General features: G+C 66.8%; 25 protein-coding genes and 1 tRNA gene. 7 read left to right on the plus strand and 19 right to left on the minus strand.

The annotated features are described in order from the left end of the window. Window positions 1-34 precede the first annotated feature (34 nt). Window positions 35-1,306 carry a phosphoribosylamine--glycine ligase gene (gene purD, locus IEY68_RS20135; protein ID WP_058853245.1) on the minus strand — a complete coding sequence of 424 codons (1,272 nt, stop codon included), beginning with the start codon at window positions 1,304-1,306 and terminating at the stop codon, window positions 35-37. A gap of 188 nt (window positions 1,307-1,494) precedes the next feature. On the opposite strand from purD, the gene IEY68_RS20140 reads away from it, so the two are divergent. Then, a complete protein-coding gene (locus IEY68_RS20140) occupies window positions 1,495-1,872 on the plus strand; it encodes a PH domain-containing protein (protein ID WP_051164278.1) in 378 nt (125 codons plus the stop codon). A 170-nt stretch (window positions 1,873-2,042) separates the two neighbouring features. Next, window positions 2,043-2,468, plus strand: a complete 426-nt coding sequence (locus tag IEY68_RS20145) for an HIT family protein (protein WP_058853246.1) — start codon at window positions 2,043-2,045, stop codon at window positions 2,466-2,468. A 1-nt stretch (window position 2,469) separates the two neighbouring features. Here the strand turns inward: IEY68_RS20145 and IEY68_RS20150 are convergent, their stop codons facing one another. The 4 genes from IEY68_RS20150 to IEY68_RS20165 form a co-directional block, all read right to left on the minus strand. Next, a complete protein-coding gene (locus IEY68_RS20150) occupies window positions 2,470-3,903 on the minus strand; it encodes a sensor histidine kinase (protein WP_058853431.1) in 1,434 nt (477 codons plus the stop codon). Between the two features lie 80 nt (window positions 3,904-3,983). Beyond that, window positions 3,984-4,715, minus strand: coding sequence for a response regulator transcription factor (locus IEY68_RS20155; protein ID WP_063001117.1), 732 nt, complete (start codon window positions 4,713-4,715; stop codon window positions 3,984-3,986). A gap of 348 nt (window positions 4,716-5,063) precedes the next feature. After that, a complete protein-coding gene (locus IEY68_RS20160; RefSeq protein WP_229718888.1) occupies window positions 5,064-6,704 on the minus strand; it encodes an alpha,alpha-trehalose-phosphate synthase (UDP-forming) in 1,641 nt (546 codons plus the stop codon). An 89-nt stretch (window positions 6,705-6,793) separates the two neighbouring features. Beyond that, window positions 6,794-6,964, minus strand: coding sequence for a hypothetical protein (locus IEY68_RS20165; RefSeq protein ID WP_189094399.1), 171 nt, complete (start codon window positions 6,962-6,964; stop codon window positions 6,794-6,796). A 144-nt stretch (window positions 6,965-7,108) separates the two neighbouring features. Between IEY68_RS20165 and IEY68_RS20170 the strand changes: the two genes are divergently transcribed. The 3 genes from IEY68_RS20170 to IEY68_RS20180 all read left to right on the plus strand — a co-directional run bounded on the left by IEY68_RS20170 (window position 7,109) and on the right by IEY68_RS20180 (window position 8,490). After that, window positions 7,109-7,942: an alpha/beta fold hydrolase gene (locus IEY68_RS20170; RefSeq protein WP_058853247.1), complete on the plus strand. Its 834-nt coding sequence runs from the start codon at window positions 7,109-7,111 to the stop codon at window positions 7,940-7,942. Window positions 7,943-8,090: 148 nt separating this feature from the next. Next, on the plus strand, window positions 8,091-8,321 hold the full coding sequence (locus tag IEY68_RS20175; RefSeq protein ID WP_030522889.1) for an MbtH family protein: 231 nt from the start codon (window positions 8,091-8,093) through the stop codon (window positions 8,319-8,321). A gap of 97 nt (window positions 8,322-8,418) precedes the next feature. Then, window positions 8,419-8,490 (plus strand) — tRNA-Thr (locus IEY68_RS20180). Between the two features lie 174 nt (window positions 8,491-8,664). Here IEY68_RS20180 and IEY68_RS20185 read toward each other — a convergent pair. The 12 genes from IEY68_RS20185 to IEY68_RS20240 all read right to left on the minus strand — a co-directional run bounded on the left by IEY68_RS20185 (window position 8,665) and on the right by IEY68_RS20240 (window position 20,825). Further along, window positions 8,665-9,150, minus strand: coding sequence for a hypothetical protein (locus tag IEY68_RS20185; protein WP_058853248.1), 486 nt, complete (start codon window positions 9,148-9,150; stop codon window positions 8,665-8,667). Between the two features lie 105 nt (window positions 9,151-9,255). Beyond that, window positions 9,256-10,206 (minus strand): Rv1363c family protein, encoded by a 951-nt coding sequence (locus IEY68_RS20190; RefSeq protein ID WP_058853249.1) that lies wholly within the window; start codon window positions 10,204-10,206, stop codon window positions 9,256-9,258. After that, on the minus strand, window positions 10,203-11,669 hold the full coding sequence (locus IEY68_RS20195) for an MCE family protein (protein ID WP_058853250.1): 1,467 nt from the start codon (window positions 11,667-11,669) through the stop codon (window positions 10,203-10,205). The genes IEY68_RS20190 and IEY68_RS20195 overlap by 4 nt, the downstream gene beginning before the upstream one ends. Further along, window positions 11,666-12,934, minus strand: coding sequence for an MCE family protein (locus tag IEY68_RS20200; protein WP_058853251.1), 1,269 nt, complete (start codon window positions 12,932-12,934; stop codon window positions 11,666-11,668). The genes IEY68_RS20195 and IEY68_RS20200 overlap by 4 nt, the downstream gene beginning before the upstream one ends. Beyond that, on the minus strand, window positions 12,934-14,253 hold the full coding sequence (locus IEY68_RS20205) for an MCE family protein (protein WP_058853252.1): 1,320 nt from the start codon (window positions 14,251-14,253) through the stop codon (window positions 12,934-12,936). The genes IEY68_RS20200 and IEY68_RS20205 overlap by 1 nt, the downstream gene beginning before the upstream one ends. Window positions 14,254-14,386: 133 nt before the next feature. After that, window positions 14,387-15,448, minus strand: a complete 1,062-nt coding sequence (locus IEY68_RS20210) for an MCE family protein (protein ID WP_062998180.1) — start codon at window positions 15,446-15,448, stop codon at window positions 14,387-14,389. Beyond that, the gene (locus IEY68_RS20215; RefSeq protein WP_082681119.1) at window positions 15,449-16,474 is read right to left on the minus strand and encodes an MCE family protein; all 1,026 of its coding nucleotides are present in this window, start codon (window positions 16,472-16,474) and stop codon (window positions 15,449-15,451) included. It abuts the gene before it with no gap. Further along, window positions 16,471-17,601: an MCE family protein gene (locus IEY68_RS20220; RefSeq protein ID WP_058853435.1), complete on the minus strand. Its 1,131-nt coding sequence runs from the start codon at window positions 17,599-17,601 to the stop codon at window positions 16,471-16,473. Before IEY68_RS20220 ends, IEY68_RS20215 begins: the two co-directional genes overlap by 4 nt. A 164-nt stretch (window positions 17,602-17,765) precedes the next feature. Further along, on the minus strand, window positions 17,766-18,623 hold the full coding sequence (locus IEY68_RS20225) for an MlaE family ABC transporter permease (RefSeq protein WP_058853253.1): 858 nt from the start codon (window positions 18,621-18,623) through the stop codon (window positions 17,766-17,768). Window position 18,624: 1 nt separating this feature from the next. Then, entirely contained in the window at window positions 18,625-19,389 is a 765-nt protein-coding gene (locus IEY68_RS20230) for an MlaE family ABC transporter permease (RefSeq protein ID WP_058853254.1), read from the minus strand. Window positions 19,390-19,686: 297 nt separating this feature from the next. After that, window positions 19,687-20,592: a 3-oxoacyl-ACP reductase gene (locus IEY68_RS20235; RefSeq protein ID WP_058853255.1), complete on the minus strand. Its 906-nt coding sequence runs from the start codon at window positions 20,590-20,592 to the stop codon at window positions 19,687-19,689. A 44-nt stretch (window positions 20,593-20,636) separates the two neighbouring features. Continuing rightward, window positions 20,637-20,825: a ferredoxin gene (locus IEY68_RS20240; protein WP_030522901.1), complete on the minus strand. Its 189-nt coding sequence runs from the start codon at window positions 20,823-20,825 to the stop codon at window positions 20,637-20,639. Between the two features lie 226 nt (window positions 20,826-21,051). Here IEY68_RS20240 and IEY68_RS20245 point away from each other — a divergent pair, with 226 nt between their 5' ends. Continuing rightward, window positions 21,052-22,245 (plus strand): acyl-CoA dehydrogenase family protein, encoded by a 1,194-nt coding sequence (locus IEY68_RS20245; RefSeq protein ID WP_058853256.1) that lies wholly within the window; start codon window positions 21,052-21,054, stop codon window positions 22,243-22,245. A 26-nt stretch (window positions 22,246-22,271) separates the two neighbouring features. Continuing rightward, window positions 22,272-23,378, plus strand: coding sequence for an acyl-CoA dehydrogenase family protein (locus tag IEY68_RS20250; RefSeq protein ID WP_058853257.1), 1,107 nt, complete (start codon window positions 22,272-22,274; stop codon window positions 23,376-23,378). A gap of 109 nt (window positions 23,379-23,487) precedes the next feature. Here the strand turns inward: IEY68_RS20250 and IEY68_RS20255 are convergent, their stop codons facing one another. Together IEY68_RS20255 and IEY68_RS20260 are read right to left on the minus strand one after the other, a co-directional pair. After that, on the minus strand, window positions 23,488-23,856 hold the full coding sequence (locus tag IEY68_RS20255) for a type II toxin-antitoxin system death-on-curing family toxin (RefSeq protein WP_058853258.1): 369 nt from the start codon (window positions 23,854-23,856) through the stop codon (window positions 23,488-23,490). Continuing rightward, a complete protein-coding gene (locus IEY68_RS20260) occupies window positions 23,856-24,053 on the minus strand; it encodes a plasmid mobilization protein (RefSeq protein ID WP_189094400.1) in 198 nt (65 codons plus the stop codon). The genes IEY68_RS20255 and IEY68_RS20260 overlap by 1 nt, the downstream gene beginning before the upstream one ends. Between the last annotated feature and the right edge of the window lie 166 nt (window positions 24,054-24,219).

Consider the following 24,219-nt stretch of genomic DNA (forward strand, 5'->3'; position numbering starts at 1 on the left):
GCGGTGCGGGTGAACGCGCCGCCCGCACTGGCGCTCAGAGGCCGATCCGGCCCTCGACAGCGGCGAGACCGATATCCGAACGGTAGTGACCACCGGTCAGTTTGATCCCGGCCAGCCGGTCGTAGGCGGCCTCCCGGGCCGCGACCAGATCGGCACCGGTACCGACGATACTGAGCACCCGGCCACCCGCGGATATCAGCGCACCGTCCGCACGCAGCGCCGTACCGGCGTGCAGCACAGTTGCCGCGTCGTCGGTCGCCGCATCCCCGGCTCCGGTGATCACATCGCCGGAGCGGGGCCGGGCCGGATAGTATTCCGCGGCCAGTACCACGGTGACCGCGGAGCCACCGCGCCAGCGCGGGGCGGGGACATCGGCCAACGTCCCGGTCGCGGTGGCGTACAACAGTTCCCCGAGCGGGCTCTCCAGCAACGACAGCACCGCCTGCGTCTCCGGATCACCGAAGCGGCAGTTGAACTCCACCACCGCGGGGCCCGCCTCCCCCATCGCCAGCCCGGCGTACAGGAGTCCGCTGAAAGAGTCTCCGCGCCGGACCAATTCGGCGGCCACCGGCGCGACAACTTCATCGACGATCTGCTCGACCGCGCTGCCGGGCAGCCATGGCAGCGGTGTGTAGGCACCCATTCCGCCGGTGTTGGGCCCGGTATCGCCGTCACCGACCCGCTTGTGATCCTGCGCGGGCAGCAGCGGCACCACCGTCTCCCCGTCGACCAGGCAGAACAGTGATACCTCCGGCCCGTCCAGGAAAGACTCCAGCAGCACCGGATGCCCCTGTTCGAGCAGTTCGGCGGCATGCCCGCGGGCGTCCGAACGATCCGGCGTCACCACCACACCCTTACCGGCGGCCAGCCCGTCGTCCTTCACCACCCAGGTCGGGCCGAAACGGTCCAGGGCCGCGTCCAATTCGGCAGGGGTGTCCACGATCTCGCTGTGCGCGGTACGCACCCCGGCCGCCGCCATCACATCCTTGGCGAACGCCTTCGACCCCTCGATCCGGGCCGCGGCGGCCGATGGACCGAAACAGGCGATCCCGGCCGCGCGCACCGCATCGGCCACCCCCAGCACCAGCGGCACCTCCGGACCGATCACCACCAGATCCGCAGCCGCCTCCCGGGCCAGCGCGGCCACCGATTCCCCGGAACTCGGGTCCACCGGCCGCACTTGCGCGTGCTGCGCGATACCGGCGTTACCGGGCGCGGCGACGATCGCGCTCACCGCCGGATCACGGCGCAGCGCAAGGACGAGGGCGTGTTCACGGGCTCCGGAACCGATGACGAGTACTCGCACCCGGACAGCTTATAGGTGCGGTATCGGCCTCCGTCGGGGCAGGTTCACCCCCGGACCCCGCCCGGTACCAGCAAGTTCACCGCGCCGACGGCCGACTGTGGATGATGGTGGAAACACCCTGAACGGGTGGGTAACCCGCGTGCCGGGCCCCAACGACCCCGGCGCGCGCATACGGGAGGACGTGCGCGATGGGTCTGATGGACGGAATCATGGGGAATGCCGGACAGGTGGAGCCGGCCCGGGCCCAACAGGAATATCAACGGCTACTCGGCAACGGAGAACAGGTCTACTCGGCCTACATCCTGGTCCGTGACGCCATGCTGTTCACCAACCGGCGTCTCATCCTCATCGACAAACAGGGCCTGTCCGGGCGGAAGGTGAGCTACCACAGCATCCCCTACCGCTCGATCACCCATTTCGCGGTGGAAACGGCGGGCACCTTCGATCTGGACGCGGAACTGGTGCTGTGGATCGCCGGCACCGACACACCCCTGCAGAAGAAGTTCAATCGCCAGGTCGACATCTACGAGGTCCAGGGCATCCTGTCCCACTTCGTCGGAGCGTGATGCGACACTGCGATACTGCGATACCTCCGCCTTTCGCTGCGGCCTCCGCGGACCGCGTGTACCAGCCTCGGGAGAGGAGCGGTCGACGCCACCTGCCCCGTGCTGCCACGGCGCCATGAACACAACCCCCGCGACGCCGCGGGCGGCGCCGAAAGCACTAGTCTCGGTCCATGGCTTCTGTTTTCAGTGCGATCATCGCGGGTGACCTGCCGGGCCGGTTCGTCTGGGAGGACGACGAATTCGTCGGGTTCCTCACCATCGCTCCGGTGACCCCCGGGCACACCCTCGTGGTCCCCCGGAAGGAGATCGATCAGTGGCAGGACCTCGACCCCGAGGTCTTCGCACGCCTGAACGGGGTCGCGCAGAAGATCGGGCAGGCCGTGCGCGCGGCCTGGGACGCGCCGCGCGCGGGGCTGCTGATCGCCGGGCTCGAGGTTCCGCATCTGCACGTACATGTGTTCCCGGCGTTCACCATGGGCAATTTCGATATCTCCGGGGCCGATCCGAACCCGGCGCCGGAAACCCTCGACGACGCGCAGGCGCGGATCAAGCAGGCATTGCGCGACCTCGGCTACGGCGCGAACGTTCCGGCCTGAATCAGGCCTCGTCCCCGCTGCCCGATGCCGCGGCGGCCGTTTCCGGCCGGTTGCGCGGTAGCCGCACCGTGAAGGTGGCGCCCACCCCGGGTTCACTGTGCACCTCCACGGTGCCGCCGTGCGCGGTCACCAGCGCCTGCACGATCGACAGGCCCAGTCCGGTACCGCCGCTGCCGCGGCTGCGCGAATCGTCGGCCCGATAGAACCGCTCGAAAACCCGCGCTGCCTGGTCCGGCGCCATCCCCGGACCGGTATCGGCCACCTCGAGCCGGACCTCGTCGCGGTCGGGGGTCAGCCGAACGGTCACCGTGGCGTCGGGCGGTGTGTGCACGAGCGCGTTGTTCAGCAGATTCGCCAGCACCTGCCGTAACCGGGCGGCGTCGCCCGGTACCTCCGCGGTGCCGGAGCCGGGCCGCACCTCGAATCGGATCGTATGCTCCGGGTCGCGGCGGCCCTGCGCCGTAGCCACCGCGCGCGCACTGTGTACGGCGTCGCTGGTCAACGTCAGCAGATCGACCGGGGCGTGCTCGACGGGACGCTCGGCATCGAGCCGGGCCAGCATCAGCAGATCCTCGACCAGCAGTCCCATCCGCTTCGACTCCCGTTCGATGCGGTCGAGCAGCATATCCGTATCACCGGTGGCGCCCTGCCGGTACAACTCGGCGAAACCTTTGATGGTGGTCAGCGGCGTCCGCAGTTCGTGGCTGGCGTCGGCGACGAACCGGCGCATCTTCTCCTCGGACCGCCGCGCCGCCTCCTCCGAAGCCTCGGTCGCGGCGAAACCCCGCTGGATCTGCGCCAGCATCGAATTCAGCGACTGTGCCAACCGGTCGACCTCGGTGTTGGTCCCGCGCATCGGCACCCGCCGATGCAGATCCCCGGCCGCGATATCGGCGGCGGTCTCCTCCACCTCGACCAGACGGCGCAGACTACGCCTGATCACGAAGTACGCGGCCACCGCCAGCACCGCCAGCACCAATGCCCCGATCACCAACTCCAGGACAACGAGTCGCTCGACGATCTCCTCGGTCTCGTCCAGCCGCTGCGCCACCACGCTGGTGCCCCGGGAATTCTCCGTGTACCGAACCCGCCACTGTCCGGAACCGCCGTCGGCCGTCCCCGTGGTGAAGGTTCCCGGTCGCATATCTCGCGGCAGCTCGGGCGCTCCGTTACCGATATCGGACTGGAGATACAACCTGCCGAAATCATCTTCGACCCGCGCGTAGTACGGCACGGAGGGTCGCTCCAGACCCGGCTCGCCCGGCAGCGGTGGCGGCCTGTTACCGGGACGTGCCCAGGTCTGCGCCTGCTGCTCCAGTTGCTGATCCACCCGATCGATCAACGCGGCGCGCAGGGCCGACGTCACCGCCACCCCTGAAGCCAGCAATCCCGCGGCCGCCAACGCGACCAGAGCCAATACGAGTGTCACCCGCAACGGAACTGCCGCGAGCCGCCCGGCGGGGCCCCGGCGCCGAGCCGGAACCGCCGGCGACGCGACAGGAAGATCCTCGGTATTCACGACCGGCCGGCGGATTCGCGCATCACATAGCCGACCCCGCGCAAAGTATGGATCAGCCGCTGCGGGCCGGTATCGACCTTCTTGCGCAGATACGACACATAGGTCTCCACCACGCCGACCTCCCCACCGAAGTCGTAACGCCAGACATGATCCAGAATCCGCGGCTTACTCAGCACGGTCCCCGCGTTCACCATGAAATAACGCAGCAGTGTGAACTCGGTGGGTGATAACGCCACCGGCTCCCCGGCCTTGAACACCTCGTGGGTGTCGTCGTCCAACTCGATATCGGCGAATCGGATCCGCGACCGCTCCCGGGCCGGCGCGCTCCCCCCGGCCCGGCGCAGGATGACCCGCAGCCGCGCCACGACCTCTTCCAAACTGAACGGCTTGGTGACATAGTCGTCGGCACCCAGCGTCAAACCGGTCACCTTGTCCTGGATATCGTCCCGGGCGGTCAGGAACAACACGGGCGCATCGATACCGTCGGCCCGCAATCGCCGCAGCAACCCGAACCCGTCCATCCCCGGCATCATCACATCGACGATCAACGCGTCGGGCCGGAACCCGCGCGCCACATCCAGCGCCTGCGCACCATCGGCCGCGGACGCCACCTCGAACCCCTGGAACCGCAAGCTCACGGTCAGCAATTCGACGATCATCGCCTCGTCGTCGACGACCAGCACCCGCGCTTCGGGCGCTCCGCCCTGCGCACCACTCATGCCACCCATCCTGACCCACACCCCTGGCATCTCACTGCGCACTCGCTGTGAACAAGCTGTGTCTGATTGCGGCGCCTGCGGCGCCGCGGGGGCGGGGCCCTATCAACCCCGGTTCTTCACTCCTTCGCTCAGTCGCTGCGCTCCTTCGCTACGTCGCTCCAGAACCGGGGCGGGCCCCGCCACGCATCTCGCCTTCACAACCAAACCCACACCCCGCCTACACGTGCAAGCCCACCCCGCCTTCACAAGCAGATCGATATCCGCCCCTTCGTAAGCAGGTCAACATCCCCACCCCACGAACCGGATTGCCCGCGCCCCACTCGCCCGGCTCACTTCCGGAGCATGCACTCGCGCCAGCTAGTCGTCGTGCGGCCCGGCATCCTCGTAATCGTGGTTGGTGTCGGCCATCAGCGCCTTCCCCGCGACCTGCCCCTGGCCGAGTGCGTCCAGGAACGCCCGCGCCCACCGGTCCACATCGTGGGCGAGTACCTGCCGGCGCAGGGAACGCATGCGGCGGCGGCGGGTTTCGCGGTCGTCGGTGAGGGCGTCGACTATGGCGTCTTTCACGCTGTCCAGGTCGTGGGGGTTGCACAGGTACGACTGGCGGAGTTCGGCGGCGGCGCCGGTGAACTCGCTGAGCACCAGCGTGCCGTTGAGACCGGAGTGGCAGGCCACGTATTCCTTGGCGACCAGGTTCATACCGTCGCGCAGGGGGGTCACCAGCATCACGTCGGAGGCGACGAAGAAGGAGATGAGTTCTTCGCGCGCGATCGGACGGTGCAGGTAGTGCACGACCGGGTAGCCGACCCGGGCGAACTCGCCGTTGATGCGGCCGACCTGCCGTTCGATATCGCCGCGCATCTGGATATAGCTCTCGACCCGTTCCCGGCTGGGGGTGGCCAGCTGCACCATCACAGTTTCCGTCGGGTCGATACGGCCCTCGGCCAGGAGTTCTTCGAGGGCATTGAGCCGGATGTCGATACCTTTGGTGTAGTCGAGGCGGTCGACACCGAGCAGGATGTTCTTGGGGCTGCCGAGTTCGGCGCGGATGCGGGCGGCGCGTTCACGGACCGAGCGCCGGCGGGAGTGTTCGTCGAGACCGGCGGAGTCGATGGAGATCGGGAAGGCACCGACGCGGACCGCCCGGAATCCGACCTGGACGACGCCCATCTTCGACCGCACACCGACGGTGCCGCGGGAGGTGGGCTGACCGGCGAGGCGCCGGGCCAGGTACAAGAAGTTCTGGGCGCCGCCGGGCAGGTGGAAACCGATCAGGTCGGCGCCGAGCAGGCCCTCCACGATCTCGGTGCGCCACGGCATCTGCATGAACAGTTCCACGGGTGGGAACGGGATGTGCAGGAAGAATCCGATGGTGAGGTCCGGGCGCAGCATCCGCAGCATCTTGGGCACGAGTTGCAGCTGGTAGTCCTGTACCCAGACGGTCGCGCCCTCGGCGGCGACTTTCGCGGTCTCCTCCGCGAAACGCCGATTCACCTGGACGTAGGCCGACCACCAAGCCCGGTTGTAGACGGGGCGGACGATGACGTCGTGATACAGCGGCCACAGAGTGGCGTTGGAGAACCCCTCGTAATAGTGAGCGACCTCCTGCGCCGACAGCGGCACCGGATACAGTTCCAGCCCGTCCTCGACGATGGGGTCGACGTCGACATCCGGTACACCGGCCCAGCCGACCCAGGCGCCCCGATTACTGCGCAGGACCGGTTCGAGAGCGGTCACCAGGCCACCGGGACTGCGCTTCCAGCGGCTGCTGCCGTCGGGGAGCTTCTCCAGGTCGACCGGTAGCCGGTTGGCCACGACCACGAAGCCGGAACCGGCCCCGCGCTCGCGCAGGGGTTCGGCGTCCACCGCTTCGGGGAGGGCCTCGGCCGGATCGATCGGACTCTCTACCGGCCCGGAGCCGTTATGATCTCCGGGTCGGTCCGCGGACACGGCGGATTCATCCTCGGGGGTGGAATCGCTGGACGGCTGATCGGTCATCTGGTCCACTCACGCATCCTTTGCGCGGCGCTGAACGCCATGTAGTTGTGTGTGTGTCCGCCGACGTCGCCGTTGGCGCCGGCGGCTGTTTACTCGGTGCGGACTCCCGGGCCGATACCGAGCATCGACAGGAGCATCCGACATTCGTCGGCATCGGCGGCATAGGCGGCCACGACCCGCTGCGCCTGACGAGCGGTCTCGTCGGCGAGGGGTTCCAGTTCGTCGTCGGCGATACCGTTGGCGCTGCTCTTCGCGGCCATCTCGATCCTCCCGGCAGGTGCGCTTGTATGTGAAATGTCAATGGTATCTGCCGGGGGAAGTGGTCGCTCCCGCCGCGGGTAACGTGGCGGGCCCCCTGGGGCTATACCGTTGGCAGCAGAAACGATGAGGAAGGGGCCCGAAGCATGCCGTTGGCCACGGTGAACGGAATATCGCTCAACTATCAGGTCAAGGGAGACCGCGCCAAGGGCACCGACGTCAAAGGCGGCGGCCCGCTGGTGGTGCTGATCATGGGCACCGGTAGCCCCGGCCGCGTGTGGGAACTGCACCAGGTGCCGGCACTGCTGGCCGCCGGATACCGGGTGTGCACTTTCGACAACCGGGGTATAGCGCCCACCTACGAGGCCGCCGACGGGATGACCATCCACGAATTGGTGGCCGATACGGCGGCCCTGATCGAATTCCTGGACGAGGGACCCGCGCTCGTAGCCGGCACCTCGATGGGCGCCCGGGTCGCGCAGGAACTCGCGCTCGCACGACCCGAACTGGTGCGCAAAGCGGTGTTCCTGGCCGGACACGGCCGGCTGGACCAGTTCCAGAAGGTGCTGTCGCTGGGCGAGCACGAGATGGATACGAACGAGGTGCAGCTGCCGGCGAAATACGATGCGGCGCTGACGGCGGTGATGAATCTCTCGCCGGCCACCATGGCCGATACGAACAAGGCCCGGGACTGGCTGGATCTGTTCGAGTTCACCGGTGGCCCGGTTCCCCCCGGCATCCGGGCCCAGCGCCGGATGGACCACGATTTCGATCGACTGCACGCCTACCGCGGTATCACCGTGCCCTGTCTGGCCGTCGGTTTCGCCGACGACCGGATGATCCCGCCGTACCTGGCCAGAGAGGTCGCCGACGCTGTTCCCGGCGGTCGCTACCAGGAGGTTCCCGATGCCGGCCACTACGGCTATCTGGAGCGGCCGGACGCGGTGAACAAGATCTTGCTGGAATTCTTCGCCTCGTGAGGGGAGGGCCCAAAGCTAACGCCGAGCTTGCTAGTGTCGACACATCGTTTGGGTTCGCGACGCGGCAGCCGGATATCCAGACCCGAGCCGCCGGGGCGGGCCCACACAGATCCGAACCCACAACCCACGAGCACCCCAGTGAGGTGAAATGAGCACCAACCCGTTCGACGACGAGGACGGCCGCTTCTTCGTTCTGGTCAACGACGAAGAACAGCACTCCCTGTGGCCCGCCTTCGCCGAGGTACCGGCCGGCTGGCGGGTGGTCTTCGGTGAGGACAGCCGTGCCGCCTGTGTGGAATACGTGGAGCAGAATTGGACCGATATGCGGCCCAAGAGCCTGCGTGACGCCATGGCGGCGGACGAGGCGGCCCGCAAGTAGGTCGCTCGCGGAGCCGGACGATCGGTACAACCGCTGTGCGACACCGCAATCAGGTGTCGCGCGGCGGTCCCGTACGGTTATGATGGCTCCGCTTCTCGCCTCCTTAGCTCAGTGGTAGAGCACTCGCCTTGTAAGCGAAAGGTCGTCAGTTCAATCCTGACAGGGGGCTCCGGACGAAACCGCCGGTCCTGCCGCTGTCCGCGGCAGGACCGGCGGTTTCCGTTTTGCGGTCCAGTTCTCGGACAACGCCGAAGCAGCCCCCACCATTCTTCCGGTGGGGGCTGCTTCGCAACTCTCGGAACATCGATCCGGTGGGCGCCGCACGCGCACCGGCCGGCGGCGGTCAGATCGGGGTGACCGCGGCGACCAGCCACCGATCGTCGGATTTGTCCAGCGCCACCCGGACGCGGCTACCCGTGGTAGTGCCCTGCGGGCTCTCCTTGCTGGTGGTCACCTGATTCAGGAACAGCAGCACGACGGCGTGTGCCCGGTCGGCGGAGACGACTCCCCCGGCCTGGGTGCTCGCCTCGACCGTCAGCTCCTTCTCCTTGGCTCCCGGAACGATCGCCTTGTCGATCAGCTCGAGGTAGTCGGCCTTGAAATCGGGGGCGAGATCCTCGGCGGTCTTGGGCAGTTCCTGGTCCACCGTCTGGAATTCGTAGCTGAACATGGCCGACACCGTGCGGGTCGCCGCCGCCACCGCGTCGGTACGGGACTGTTCGGACTGCCGGTAATCCCAGTACCGGTAGCCCCCGATACCGGCCACCACCGCCGCCGCGACCACGACCACCGCGGTCAGGCCGAGCAGGATTCTGTTACGCACGCTCATTCTCGGTTCCTCTCGGCATGCAGGTTCCTCATGCTGCGTTGGTCCGGCACGACCGCGCACCACCCTCCGTGGTTACGCACCCTGTCTCCTCCGGGCGCTGCCCGGTCACGCTACGAACTTCACGTCCGAGGCGGTCAGCGTGCCGTCGTCGGCCCGCTGCACGGTCACCCGGAATCGGTAGAACCGCTGCTGCTGTTCCTGTGATCCCGCGTTGGTGAGCGTCTGCTTCGCCGCGACCAGGATCACCGCCGATTCCTCGTCGTCGCGTTCGACCGCGGCCTCGATCACCTCGCCGGTCGAGACGACCTTTGCCTGTTTGACGATTTCGGTGAACGGGTCGATCCGGCCGTCGAACTCGGTCTTGAAATCACCCGAGGCCATGGTGAGGATGCGGTCGATATCCTCCTTGGCGGTATCGGCGCGAATGGTGGTCAGGTTGAGCACCGTCTGCCGCGCGGTCGCCACGTATTCGGCGCGGCGCTCGTCGCGCTGCTGGGTGGACTGCACGGCCAGCATCGAGATCACCGCGGCACCGACCAGCCCGAGCACCAGCACTGCCGCCGCGGCGAGGCCGACGATCCGCTTCCAGGACCGGCCGGACCGGACCCCGGTGGATTCCGGTTCGCCCGGATCGGCCTCGTCGGCCGCCGCTTCCTCCGCGGCGCTGCCGGACGAACCGGCTTTCACCAGTCGTACGGTCTCCGCCGCGCCCGCCGATTCGCCGGAGGACACCGCGGCCGCACCTGTGGCGGCTTTTCCGGTCGTGATCTTCTCGGTAACCGCCTCGGTGCCGATTTTCCCGGTGGTCTCGATCGAGACCTTCTCCGTCGTGGCCTCGGTCGCAGCCTTCGCGGTAGCGGCCTCCGCCGCGAGAGCGGCCGCGGCCGTCTCCGTGGTGGCAGCGGCCGGCTGCTCATCGGTGCCGGCCTGTTCCGGCGACCCGGGGGCGACGGCCCCGGGTTCGAGCTTCTCGGTCGCCGCGTCCTCGGCGGGGGGCGGGCCCGCCGTCCGGCTGGCGCGCCTACGGTTACGGCGGGGGTCCTTGGTCTCGCTCATCGTTGCTGCTCCTCGAACATTGCCTGCCAATCCGCGGGTACGGTGCCCGAACCGCCGGGGGCGATATCACCCTGACGGTAGCTGCCTCCATCGCTGCCGGTGTAGACCCCGCTGGCCGGATCGTAGGAGAGTGCGGCGGCGGGGGTGCCTGCGCCCGAGAAACTAGCAGGTGCCGCGGGTACTCCCGCAACCCCCGGCGCCGTATCGGGCGCGGAAGCGGGCGCCACGGGACCCGGCGGTTCGGTCGGCGCCACCGGCTGCGGCGGGCCGAAGGGCGGGTTGGTTCCCTCCGGAACGTAACCGGTGCGGCACAATTCGGGCGACGGCGCCCGGCGGCCGGGAAAGTCCATACACGGAGTATTGCGGATACCGCGGACCGCGGTCTTGTCGTCCTGCGGGACCTTGCAATACAGACCCTTCGGCGTGTCGGGGGTATCGAGTTCGGTCGGTTCGCGCCGCTGATCCGGCGGCAGGAAGCCGGTGGTACACGGCGGCGGATCGTTGAGCACGGTCATGAAGTCGACCAGCGCGCCGTATTCCATCGGCCCGCGTACGGCGGTGAGCAGGGCCGCGATCAGCGGCGGATACACCACCAGGATCTGTTCCAGACCGGAGTGATAGGTGACGCCCACCTGCCCCAGGCTCACCAGATTGTTCACCAGCAACGGCAGCGTCGGCCGCAGATCGTCGAACTGCTGGGTCACCCGCTCCAGCGCCGACGGCCCGCCGGCGAGGATGCTGCGCAGTGCCGGATCGTGGGCACGCAGAGTGTCGGTGACGGTCGCCAGATCCCGGGTCCACGAACGGATCGCCGCATCGGAGTTCACCTGGGTGTCCAGCAACGGCCCGATCTGCTCGATCAGCTGTTTGGTCGGCCCGACATTGTCGTTGGCCTCTTGGACGAGCAGCGAGGCGGAGTCGAGGAAACGCTGCAGATCCGGTCCGGCACCGTTGAAGGCCCGGAACGCTTCGTCGATGACCTGTCGCAGCCGGGTGTCGGCGACGCTGGACAGCAGCCGGTCGGCCTGGTCCAGCAGCGCGCCCACATCCTGCGGGAGCTCGGTCCGGTCCACCGGGATCACGCTGCCGTCGTAGAGGTTGGCATCACCCGGATCCGGCGGGGGCACCAGATCGACGTACTGTTCGCCGATGGCCGAGACGCTGCGGACCAGCGCCGAGGAATCGGCGGGGATCTTGTAGCCGCTGTCGACCGACAACTTCGCCGCGACTCCGTCGTTCGTGAGCCGTACTTCGCGGACCACACCGACATTGGTGCCGCGGAAGGCGACATTGGCGTTCTGGTAGAGCCCGCCGGTGGCGGCCAGTTCCACCGTGACCTCGTAGCGGCCGATCCCGAGCATGGCGGGCACGCCCACGTAGGTGCCGCCCATGATGGCGAGACCGACCACGGTGAGGATCGCGAAAATCGTCAGCTGGATTCGAACGAAACGGGACAGCGTCACCGGCCCTCGCCCCCTTGCGGCTGCTGTCCGGGCATCGGCACGGTCAGTCCCGGTATGGCGGGCAGGCCGGGAATCGGCGGCAGCCCCGGAATCGTCGGTTGCGGCTGTTCACCACCGGCGGGCGCGCCGGGCGGTGGAGCCAGCGGAGCTGTCAGCGGGTTGCCCTGCTGGCCCGCGGCCCCGGCCACCTGACCGAGCGCGACCTCGACGCCGCCGAACATACCGCCGAGTCCGGTGCCGGTGAGGAAGTTGGAATCCAGCCGGGCGCCGGTGAGGTCGACGGTCATGAACAGGTTCAGGTAGTCGCCCTTGATCGCCTTGTCCAGGTTCTTCAACGGGAACGGGAAGGACGCGATGATCTTGAGCGATTCGACGAGGTCGGCACCCGTATCGGAAAGGGTCTGCAGCACCGGAGCCAGATTGGCCAGGTTCGCCTTCAGATCGTCACCGCTGGCGGCGATCAGCCGATTCACCACATCGCTGAGCTCACCCAATTCGGTGATGGTGGTGGTGATGTTCTGTCGCCGATCGGCGAGCACGGTCAGCGCCGGATGGATCTCCTCGATGGCGGCGGCCACCACATCGGTCTGCTGGACGAACTGGCCACTGACCCGGTCCAGCCCCTCCATCGCGGCGATGATGTCGTTGCGCTGCCCGTCGAGGTTGCGGATCAGATCGTTCATCTGCGGCAGGAGGTCGCGCACCTCGTCCTCGTTGCCGACGAGCGCCTTGTTGAGTTCGCTGGTGATGTTCTCCAGCTGCGAGATACCGCCGCCGTTGAGCACCACCGACAGCGAGGACAGCACCTGCTCGGTGGTCGGATAGACCCCGGCGCGATCCAACGGGATCACATCACCTCCGGCCAGGCGCCCTTCCGGCGGCACGTCGGTCGGTGGAGCCAATTCGACGTGGTTACTGCCGAGCAAACTGGTCTGGCCGATCTTGGCGGTGGCATTGGCCGGCAGCACCACGCCCGGGTTCAGCGAAACCGTGACCAGCGCGTGCCAGTCCTCCACCTCGATATCGGTCACCGTCCCGACCGCGACATCGTCGACGCGCACCGGCGAATTCCGGGTCAGAGTGGTCACGTTCGGCATCTGGATCCGGACCTTGTAGGAGCCCTCGCCGGTGCCCTCGGTGCCGGGCATCGGCAGCGAGTTGAGTCCGTCGTACTGGCAGCCGGTGGCCGGCAGCGCCAGTGCCAGCCCGACGGCCACTGCCGCGATCCGGCGCCGGGCGCCCGGCGCCCGCAGCTCGAGGCGCATCATCGTCCTCCTCCGGGCAGACCGGGAATCTGGGGAAGTTGCACACCGGGGATGGCCAGCCCCGCGACCCCGGCCGGCACGATGATCGGCGCGGGTTCGGGCGCGGCCGGCGGGCCCACCTTCTGCGGATCCACCTTCCCCGCCAGATCCGGTGTCGTGTACTGCAACTGGTTCGGGAAGGCGGTCACACCGGTGGCCGGATTGGTCATGATGGGCAGGTAGTTCATCGCCAGCGAGCTGAGCACCGGGGCGAGATACTGAGCGCACAGGTCGGCGCTGGTATCGGATTCGTGCTGTTCGAGCGCGCGTACCGAACCGCACAGGAAGCTCACCGGATCGGCGAAGTTGTTCAGCGAGATGGCACCGGTCAGTGTGCCCTGGGCGGGCTTGTAGATCTGGTAGAAGTTCACCAGCGCTGTCGGCCCCGAATGCAGTGCCTGTTCCAGTTCCGGTCGTTTGTCGACCAGGATCTGGGTGACGTCGGCGAGCCGCTGCACACCCTCGGTGAGTTCGGTACCGCTGCCGTCGAGAAACCGGTGCACATCGCCGAGCGCGAGGTCCAGATTGTCCAGACCGGCGCCCAGATCCTGCGAGACCCCGGCCAGCACCGACGATACCGACGACAATCGGCCCCCGAATTCGACGATCTGATCGTTGCTCTTGGAGAGCACGTCCACGAATTTCTGCAGATTCCGGATGGTGCCGAACAGATCGGTGCGGCCATCGGAGAGCGTGGTCAGCGTGGCCGAGAGTTCGTGCAGGGTGGCGCGGAACCGGTCGCCGTTGCCGTCCAGGTTGTCGGCCGCGGTGTCGACGAACCGGCCGAAGGAACCCTGGGGGTCGTCGCCGACCGGGCCGAGGGCGGTGGACAGCTTGTTCAGCTCGGTCTTGATATCGTCCCATTCGACCGGGACCGCGGTGTGTTCGATCGGGATCTCGGCGCCGTCGGCGAGTTTATCGCCGCCGGTGTAGGCGGGCGCGATCTGGATGAACCGAGCCGATACCAGCGACGGTGCGATGATCACCGCCCGCGCGTCGGCGGGCAGATCGACGCCGCCGTCCAGCGACATCGTCACCTTCACCTGGTCCTTGCCCGGTTCGATGCTGTCGATATTGCCGATCGGCACCCCGAGCACCCGCACATCGTCGCCCGCGTAGAGGCCGCTGGTGGAGGTGAAATAAGCGGTGATCTCGTTCTTGGTGATCCGCTGGAACGCCGTGTACCCCCCGAAGGCGACCAGCGCCACCACCACGACACCCGCGACGATCGCCACCCACTTACCGGGAACAGCCCGGACCTTGTCCTTCAGAGTGGTCATTGGGTTCTCCTGGGGGCAGATTCATCCGGTCGGCGGAGCCCGGAGCGAAGGCGAAGGGATCGCAGGAACGCCTCCTCCCCCGAAGGAGACACACTCGGCCCGCGGAGCCCGGAGCGAAGGCGAAGGGATCGCATCATCGCGGCGGCTCCTGTGCGGACGGACCGATCTTGGGACCGGGTTCGAGCAGATAGGCGCGCAGCGATTCGGGCAGATGCTGCGGCCACACCAGCGCGTCCACCAGCGGGTGCAGCGTCTCACTGCTGGCGTTGACGACATAGGCGTTGAAGTACGGTCCGCTGCCGACCTGTTCACCGAGTGCCGCGGCGAACGGACCCAGACCGTCGAGCGCACCGTTGATGTTGTCCCGGTTGCGCTGCAACAGATCGAGTACCGAGTTGAGCTTGTCCAGCGCCGGTTTCAGCTGGGCCTCGTTATCGTGGACCAGCCCGGACAGCTGCTGGGCCAGCGCGTTCACGTAGACGATCATCTGGCTGATGGCGGTGCGCCGCCGATCCAGTTCGCCCAGCAGCTGGTTACCGTCCACCAGCAGCGCGTTGATGGAATCGGCACGGTCGGCCAGGATCTTGGTGACATCCTGGGCGCGAACCAGCAGATCCGACAGTGCCTGATCTCGGGCGTTGATGGTCTTGGACAGCGCGGTTACGCCGTCCAGCGCCGACCGCAGCGGCGCCGGGGTGTCGGCGAAGGCCGCCGACAGCGCGTCCAGTGTCTGATCCACCTTCTGCAGGTCGAGGTCGCCCACGGTGCCGGCCAGATCACTGAGCGCTTCGTTCAGCGAGTACGGCGAGGTGGTGCGGGCCAGCGGGATGGTGTCGGCGACCTTCAGCGCTCCGTCGCCGGCCGGGTTCACGGCCAGCGATTTACGACCCAGCACGGTATTGGTCTTGATGGCGGCCGAGGTCTTGTCGCCGAGCACGATCGATTCGTCGAGGCTGAAGCGCACCAGTACCTGCGCGCCGTCGAGACTCACGTCCTCGACCTTGCCCGAACGCACCCCCGCCACCTCCACATCGTCACCGGTCACCAGACCACCGGCGTCGGCGAAGTTGGCGGTGAACGTGGCGCCACCGCGGATGAACGGCAGTCGTTCGAATTGCAGGGCCGACAGGGCGACCGCCACAGCCAGTACCAATCCGACGATGCCGATGGTCACCGCGCGCGATTGCTCTTTCATCTACTCGCTCACGCACCTTCCGGTCGTCTGCTCACCGGGTAGTTCGAGCAGCAGCGGTTTCCCGTCCGGACCGTCGATCAGGAAGTTCGTCCGGCATACGTACAACTGCAGGAACGAACCGTAGGAACCGATGCGGATCAGCTTGCGGTAGGTGGCCGGCAGTTTGTCGAGCACCCACTGCACGGTGTCCGAACCGTTGTCGAGATTGGTGGCCAACCGCCCGGTCTGCGCGATGGTCGCCGCCAGATCGGGGCGGGCCTGGGCCAGCAGATCGGTGGTCGCGGCGGTGGCGTCGGCGATACGCGGCAGCGCGGCGCCGATGGGGTCGCGGTCCGCGGCCAGCCCGCTCACCAGGCGGCGCAGTTCGTCGATGGTGGTGGCGAACTGGTCGCCGCGGTCGTCGATTGTTTTCAGCACCGAGTTCAGATTGTCGATGACACTACCGATGAGCGCGTCCCGGTCGGCGAGGGTTTTGGTGAACGACCCGCCGCTGTTGAGCAGCTCGACCAGGGTTCCGCCCTGTCCTTGGAAGATCTGCAGCAGCGCATTGGTCAGATCGTTGACCTGTGCCGGGTCCAGTCCGCGCAGTAGTGGTTTGAACCCGCCGAGCAGCATATCCAGATCCAGGGCGGGCGCGGTCTTGTCCAGGCCGATGGTGCCGCCCTTGTCCAGGCCGGTGGCCTCGCCGGGTCCCTCGAGCAGTTCCAGGTAGCGGTCACCGACCAGGTTCTCGTAGCGGATGGTGGCGCGTGTGCTGGTCAGCAGCCGGTATTCGGTGTCGACATCGAATTTCACGTGGGCGTGGTATTCGTCGTCGACCTTCACCGAGGCGATCGAACCCACCGGGACACCGGCGATCCGGACCTTATCGCCGGGCAGCATGCCCGAGGCGCTGGTGAAGACCGCGTTGTATCCGGTTTCCCGGGAGAAACGCATCTGCGAGAAGACCACCGCCAGACCGGCGAAGATCAGGGTCATCACCAGGGTGAAGATGGCGAGTTTGACGGTGGTAGCGGTGTTCTTCACTGGCCCACCCCCGGGAGTCCGGCGAACAGTACCTGGAAGACCTTGGGCGCGTTCAGTTCCAGCTTTGTCACCGGTGTGTAGGGATGCCCTTCCGAAGTGTCGGTGACGACATAGTTGGAATGGCTGCCCGGCACCCGGTCGAGCAGACCCGCGCACTGTGGTCCGCCGGTGGCGTTCACTTTCGGCAGATCGTTCGGATAGGTATAGGGCGGAGACCCGTACATGAATCCCGTGTTCAGGGCGACACCTTCCTGTCCGCCGCCGAAGACTGCCTCGGCCAGCGGCACCGCCTTGGCGGTAGCGCCGATCAGGCAGAACAACGCGTCCTGGTAGCTGTTCAGCAACTCACCGGTCGGGCGGAGCAGATCGAGGGCCGTGTCGATCTGCGCCTCGTTATCGCGCAGCACCGCACCCGTGGTGTCGGCGAGACCGGTCAGATTCGCCAGCAGAGCATCGACATCGGATTCCGATTCGGTGATGGTCCGGCTGCTGACCGTCGCACCGTCCACGGTGCGCAGCAGATCGCCGGACACATCGGCGTAGAGGTTGGTCACCGCGGCCGTGGTGTTCAGGTCCCGTTGCAGAGTGGGCAGCATCGGGTTGATCTCGCGCAGATAGGAATCACTGTCGGCGAGCAACTGACCGAGACTTTCGCCCCGGCCCTGCAACGCGGTGCCCAGTGCGGTGAGCGTGGCGTTCAGCTTTTCGGGCTGTACATCGGCGAGAACGTCGCTGAGGTGCTGGAACAGCGTGTTGAACTCGACGGTCACCTGATCGGCGGCCAGCAGCGCGCCCGGTTGCAGCGCTTTCGCGGCCGGTTCCGGCGGGATCACGAAGTTGATGTACTTCGCGCCGAACACGGTGGTCGAGCGGATGTCGACGGTCGAGTTGGCGGGGACCAGATGCAGCAGGTCCGGGTTCAGGGCCAGCCGCAGATTCGTACCGTCGGTGGTGCGGTCGATTCCGGCGACCCGGCCGATCTGCACACCGCGCACCTTCACCTTGGCGTCCGGGTCCAGGACGAGGCCGCTGCGCGGCGCGGTCACGGTCACCTCGACACTCGGGGTGAAGCCGCCGAAGAACATGGTCAGCGAGACGGCGACGGCTGCCACCGCGGCCAGCACCATGCCCGCCCCGGCCAGCTTGAGCCCGGCGGTCTCGCGGAACGCCGTCCAGCGGTTCGCTCCGACGGGGGCCCACGGGTCCTCACCGCCGCGGGACGACCCACCCGCGGTGGTGTTCGACGCCGCTGCCCTCTTGTTTTTCGCTCGCATCAGTTCCGTCATCGCGGCTATCCGGAAAGGTTGAAGTTGCCGGAGGTGCCGTATACCGCCAGGGATATCAACAGGGTCACCGTGACCACCGCGACCAGCGAGCTGCGGACCGCGTTACCTACCGCGATACCCACCCCGACCGGGCCGCCGGCCGCGTTGTAGCCGTGATACGTATGGATCATCATCACCGCCAACGCCATGAAAATGGCTTGGGCGAACGACCACAGAATGTCGCTCGGGATAAGGAATGTGGAGAAATAGTGGTCGTATACGCCGGCCGACTGGCCGTAGATGACCACGGTGGCGAATCGGCTCGCGATGAACGACGCGATAACCGCCAGTGCGTAGAGCGGCACGATCGCGATCATTCCGGCGAGCACCCGGGTGCCCACCAGATACGGCACCGGCCGGATCGCCATGGATTCCAGGGCGTCGATCTCCTCGGCGACCCGCATGGCCCCCAACTGGGCGGTGGAACCGGCCCCGATGGTGGCCGCCAGGCCGATTCCGGAGATCACCGGGGCGGCGATGCGGACATTGAGGAACGCGGCGAAGAAGCCGGTCAGCGCCTCGACGCCGATATTTCCCAGCGAGCTGTAGCCCTGCACGGCGATGGTGCCGCCGGAGAACAGCGTCAGGAAGCCGACGATCACCACGGTGCCGCCGATCACCGCCAGCGCGCCGCTACCCATGCTGATCTCGGCGATGAGCCGGATCGTCTCGGTGCGGTAGTGCACAAGTGCACGCGGCATGGAACCGAGTGCTCTGCCGTAGAAGACCGCCTGTTTGCCGAGATTGTCGAGGGAGGTCGAAACCCGGCGGACGCGACGGGTGAATTTCGGGAAGCGGGACTGGATGATCACCGAGGCCGACATATCACCGCACCGCGAATTTGAGACCGACAGCGGTGACGACGACATTCACCACGAACAGCGCCATGAAGGCGAAAACCACTGTCTGGTTCACCGCATCACCGACACTTTTGGGACCACCTTTTACGTTCAAACCCAGATAGCAGGCCACCATTCCGGCAATCAAACCGAAAAGTCCTGCTTTGACCGCGGAGATGAGCAGTTCGGGGAGATGGGTCAGCAGCGTGATGCCGTTGACGAAGGCGCCGGGGTTCACATCCTGCAGATAGACCGAGAACAGGAACCCGCCCACGATGCCGATCGTGCACACCAGGCTGTTCAGCAGCAGCGCGACGAACATCGATGCCAGGACGCGCGGCACCACCAATCGGTGGATGGGGTCGATACCGAGCACTTTCATGGCATCGATCTCTTCGCGAATGGTCCGGGCCCCGAGATCCGCGCAGATGGCGGTGGCTCCGGCCCCGGCCACAATGAGGACGGTGACGATCGGCCCCACCTGGGTCACCGCACCGAATGCCGCGCCCGCACCGCTGAGGTCCGCGGCGCCGATTTCGCGCAGCAGGATGTTCAGCGTGAAGCTCACCAGCACGGTGAACGGTATGGCCACCAGCAGTGTCGGCACGATGGATACTCGAGCGACGAACCACGACTGGTCGATGAACTCGCGCATCTGGAACGGCCGGCGGAAACTCGCCCGGGCCACCGATGCGGCGAGTTCGAAGAATCCGCCGACAGCCCCCAACGGCACGGTAAGGACCTTGTTCACCCTGATCCTCCTTGCCCGACTACTGGTCCCGCTGGCGGCAGCTCGGGATACACCCCGGCGCACGCCCCGCTAAGTAGAACACGTTCATTTCCTAATTGGGGCCATTTTGAGGCTTCTGAACTGGAAACTTGCCACAATCCCAGACAGCGGGATTGAAACATGATTCATACGCCTTGAGCATCATTGTGTGAGGCCGGGCACAGTCGACCCATCTGTTTACCAATGACTGGACGGTTGTTCAACTCTGGTCGGGCGAGTCCCGGAACCGAAATCCCGCGACCGCCCCGGCAAGACCACTCAACCCAGTTCGTGCAGAGCCGTTGCAGAGAAGGTACGACCTTCTTCGCGCCCGGCGAAGTAACCGGTCAGTGTGGTAGCCAGATCGTCACCTGACCATTGCGAGCCCGCCGCGTCGAACCGCTGCTCGACCACCGGCGCGGCCATCAACGCCACCATCGGGCCGTACACCACGAACACCTGCCCGTTGACCGACTCCGCCGCAGGTGAGGCCAGGTAGGCCACCAGCCGCGCCACATGGTCGGGCGAGAGCGGATCCACCTCCCCCTCCGGTGCCGCACTGAAGACCTGCTCGGTCATGGCGGTGCGCGCCCGCGGGCAGATGGCATTGGCCCGGACCCCGAATCGGTTCAACGCGCGCGAGGCGGAAAGAGTCAGGGCGGTGATACCCGCCTTGGCCGCCGCGTAGTTGGCCTGCCCCTCCGGACCGAGCAGACCGGCTTCGGAAGAGGTATTGACGATCCGGCCGTAGACCGGCGCACCGGCTTCCTTGGATTTCGCCCGCCAGTAGGCCCCGGCATTGCGAGTCAGCAGGAAATGCCCGCGCAGATGTACCGCGAGGACGGCGTCCCAGTCCTCATCGGACAGGTTGAACAGCATCTTGTCGCGGGTGATACCCGCGTTGTTGACCACGATGTCCAGGCCACCGAAGGATTCGGTGGCGGCGGTGATCAACGAGTCGGCGGTGGACCGCTCGGCGACACTGCCGGCCACGAACTCGGCCTTGGCGCCGAGTGCCCGCACCTGCTCCAGCGTCTCGGCCACGGCGTCGGACTCGGCCAGATCGTTGATCACGACCGAAGCCCCGGCTGCGGCCAGGGCGAGCGCTTCGGCCTTACCGAGGCCCGCACCCGCTCCGGTCACGATCGCAACTCGCCCGGCAAGGCTGGTATCTGTATCGCTCACCGGGCCGACTCTAGAACGTGTTCTTATTCACGGCAAGAGCCGATTCACAGCAAACGCAATGCCGCTTTCGGGCATTGCGCGACCGCCTCGGCCACTTGCGACTCCTGATCCGGCGCGACCTCGCCCTCGGCGACGTGCAGCATGTCCTCGTCATCGAGTTCAAAGACGTCGGGAGCGATTCCCGCGCAGATTCCGTTCGCTTCGCACTGATCGAAGTCAACGCTGACCTTCATCGAAACTCCTTTTCCCGCCCTGTGGCCGAAGCCTAACAAGCGACGGCCGCCGAGACGGGCTACATGGGCTGATTACCCTTCAATACTGGAACATGTTTCAGTGCATATGCAATGATCGGAGCAAGGTATCGGAGATCCATTCCGCGCTCCGAGAGGGTGAGCGCGGCGCGATCCCACGTCCCGGCCCCATCTCCAAACCCGTAGAACGAAGGCTCGAGGTACCGCTATGCGCATCGCGTATACCCCGGAACATGTTCAGCTACGCGCCGAGTTGCGTGAATATTTCGCTCGGCTGATCACCCCCGAACGGCGGGCGGCGCTGAGCTCGCAGACCGGCGAGTACGGCCAGGGCAATGTGTACCGCGAGGTTGTCGAGGAGATGGGCCGCGACGGCTGGCTGGCCCTGGGCTGGCCCGAGGAGTTCGGCGGCCAGAACCGGCCGATGCTGGATCAGCTGATCTTCACCGACGAGGCCGCCATCGCGGGCGCCCCGGTGCCGTTCCTGACCGTCAACTCGGTCGCGCCGACGATCATGCACTACGGCAGCGAGGAGCAGAAGAAGTTCTTCCTACCCAAGATCGCGGCCGGTGAGCTGCACTTCGCGATCGGCTACTCCGAGCCCGGCGCGGGAACCGACCTGGCCGGTCTGCGCACCACCGCGGTGCGCGACGGTGACGATTATGTGATCAACGGCCAGAAGATGTGGACCAGCCTCATCGCCTACGCCGACTACATCTGGCTGGCCGTACGCACCGATCCCGCCGCCAAGAAGCACAGGGGCATCAGCATGCTGATCGTGCCCACCACCGCCGAGGGCTTCTCCTGGACCCCCGTCCACACCATGGCCGGTCCCGATACCAGCGCCACCTACTACCAGGACGTACGCGTCCCGGTGACCTCGCTCGTCGGCCCGGAGAACGGCGGCTGGCCGCTGGTCACCAACCAGCTCAACCACGAGCGCGTCGCGCTGACCTCCGCCGCCGCCCTACAGCTGGCCCTGGCCCAGACGACCGCGTGGGCGAAAGAGACGAAGGCCGCCGACGGCTCCCGGATCTTCGACCGCGAATGGGTCCAGCTGAACCTGGCCCGGGTCCACGCCAAGGTCGAATACCTCAAGCTCATGAACTGGGAGATCGCCAGCCGTGCGGATGCCGGGGGCGACGCGGCCCCGCGCCCGTGGGACGCGTCGGCCTGCAAGGTGTACGGCACCGAACTGTCGACCGAGGCCTACCGCCTGCTCATGGAGGTCCTCGGCCCCCAGGCCTCGCTGCGACAGGACTCCCCCGGTTCGGTCCTGCGCGGCCGGCTCGAGCGGATGCACCGCGCGGCCCTGATCCTCACCTTCGGCGGCGGCACCAACGAGGTGCAGCGCGACATCATCGCCATGACCGCACTGAAGCAGCCCGCCTCCGGCCGCTGACCTCGGCCCGACTCCAGGAGTTCATCATGGATTTCACCCCCACCGAAGCCCAGTCGGACCTGGCCCGGCTCACCGGCGAAGTCTGCGGCAAACTGGTCACCGCCGACCGCCTCCGCGAACTCGACGGCGGCACCGCCAAGTTCGACGAACCGCTGTGGAAATCACTCGCCGAGACCGGCGTTCTCGCGGCCGCCCTGCCCGAGGAAGTGGGCGGGAGCGGCTTCGGCTCGCTCGAGCAGACCGCGATCCTGCGCGAACTCGGCAAAGCCGTCGCGTCGGTCCCCTACCTGTGGTCGGTCGTGCTGGGCGCGGGCGCGCTGGCCGAGTTCGGCTCCGCCGAACAGCAGCAGCTCGCCACCGACGCCGGTGCGGGAACCTCGATCCTGACCGTGGCACTGGCCGAGGAGCACAACTGGGAACCGGCCCGCCCCAGCACCATCGCCACCGAATCCGGCGAGGGCTGGCGCGTCAGCGGCACCAAGATCACGGTTCCGGTGGCCGACCGCGCCGCGCGAATCCTGGTGCCCGCGTCGGTATCCGGAGCCGCGGCGGTCTTCCTGGTCGACCCGTCGGCCGAATCCGTCACTGTGACCGCCCAGCAGGTGACCGACCGTAGCGCCGAATCGCTCGTCGAATTCGACGAGGCACCGGCCGAACTGCTGGGGACCGTCGACGACGGCGCCCGGATCCTGGGCTGGTTGCTCGACCGCGCCTGGCTCGGCCTGGCGGCACAGCAGTTGGGCACCCTGGAGCGCTCCCTGGAACTCGTCGCCGACTACGCCCGGGAACGCGAACAGTTCGGCCGCGCGATCGGCAGCTTCCAGGCCGTGGCCCAGCGCCTGTCCGACAGCTACATCAGCCTCCAGGGTCTGCGGCTGACCACCACCCAGGCTGCCTGGCAGCTCGCGGAAGGTCTGGACGCGACCGGGGCCGTGCACACGGCGAAATTCTGGGCCGCGGAGGCGGGCCACCAGGTCGCCCACACCCTGGTCCACGTACACGGCGGTGTCGGGATCGACCGCGACCATATCGTGCACAACTACTTCACCGCCGCCACCCGTAACGAGTTCGCCCTGGGCGGGGCCACCAACCACCTGCTCCCCCTGGCTCAGTTCGTCCCCGAGTCGGCATAGGCGGCGTCACTACCGGGCGCACCCAGCAGGCCATCGGCCGTCGACTCGGTCAATAGCTGAAGCAGAGTCGGCGGCTGTGGGCATTTCCCACAGCCGCCGAAAGCACCGGCTATCCCTCGAATCTTGTCAGCTCGTCTGCGATCTTTGCCAGATCGAGTTGGCCTTGCGCCACTGCCAAGACGAACTCCTCAGCAGCATCCACGTCGAAATCCACGGCCAGCGGATTCCCGTTCAGGTGCAGAAACACCCACGTCCCGTACCAAGCGAGCCGCTTGTTTCCATCGACCATCGCGTGGTTGCGCGCGATGGATTCCATCAGCGCAGCCGCTTTCTGCCACAGATCCGGGTACGCATCCTGCCCGAAGACGCTGGCCCGTGGACGTGCCAGCGCTGACTCCAACAGCCCGTAATCTCGAACTTCCGGTGTTCCCAAACGCTCCGCTAGATGCATCAGCTCGACAAGCGTGAGGTACTCCATCAGGCGAGCCTCCGGTTGAGTTCTTTGCTGGCGGCCAGAACGTGATCGGCGGCCTCATTGAACAAACGCGAATGCTCGTTGATCGCGGTTATCACCGCATCATGCGCAAACTGCTGCATGCTCCGCCCCTCCCGTTCGGCCCGCTGTCGCAGAGCCTCCAGCTCCTCATCAGTGAATCTGACATTCAAACCAGCCATACCAGACGGTACCATGTGGTACCGCCAGGGCTCGTGCTCAAATCGCAGACCACAGACAGTCACGGCACGAGGGTGCCGATGAGCCGGCACAGAGCAGTAGGGCCTCCATCGCCCCAGCCTCGTACTCGCACGGAACTAGGGCCCAAACGTCACGTGGGGGCTGCCG

It is taken from the genome of Nocardia jinanensis (assembly GCF_014645735.1).
Taxonomy (GTDB): domain Bacteria; phylum Actinomycetota; class Actinomycetes; order Mycobacteriales; family Mycobacteriaceae; genus Nocardia; species Nocardia jinanensis.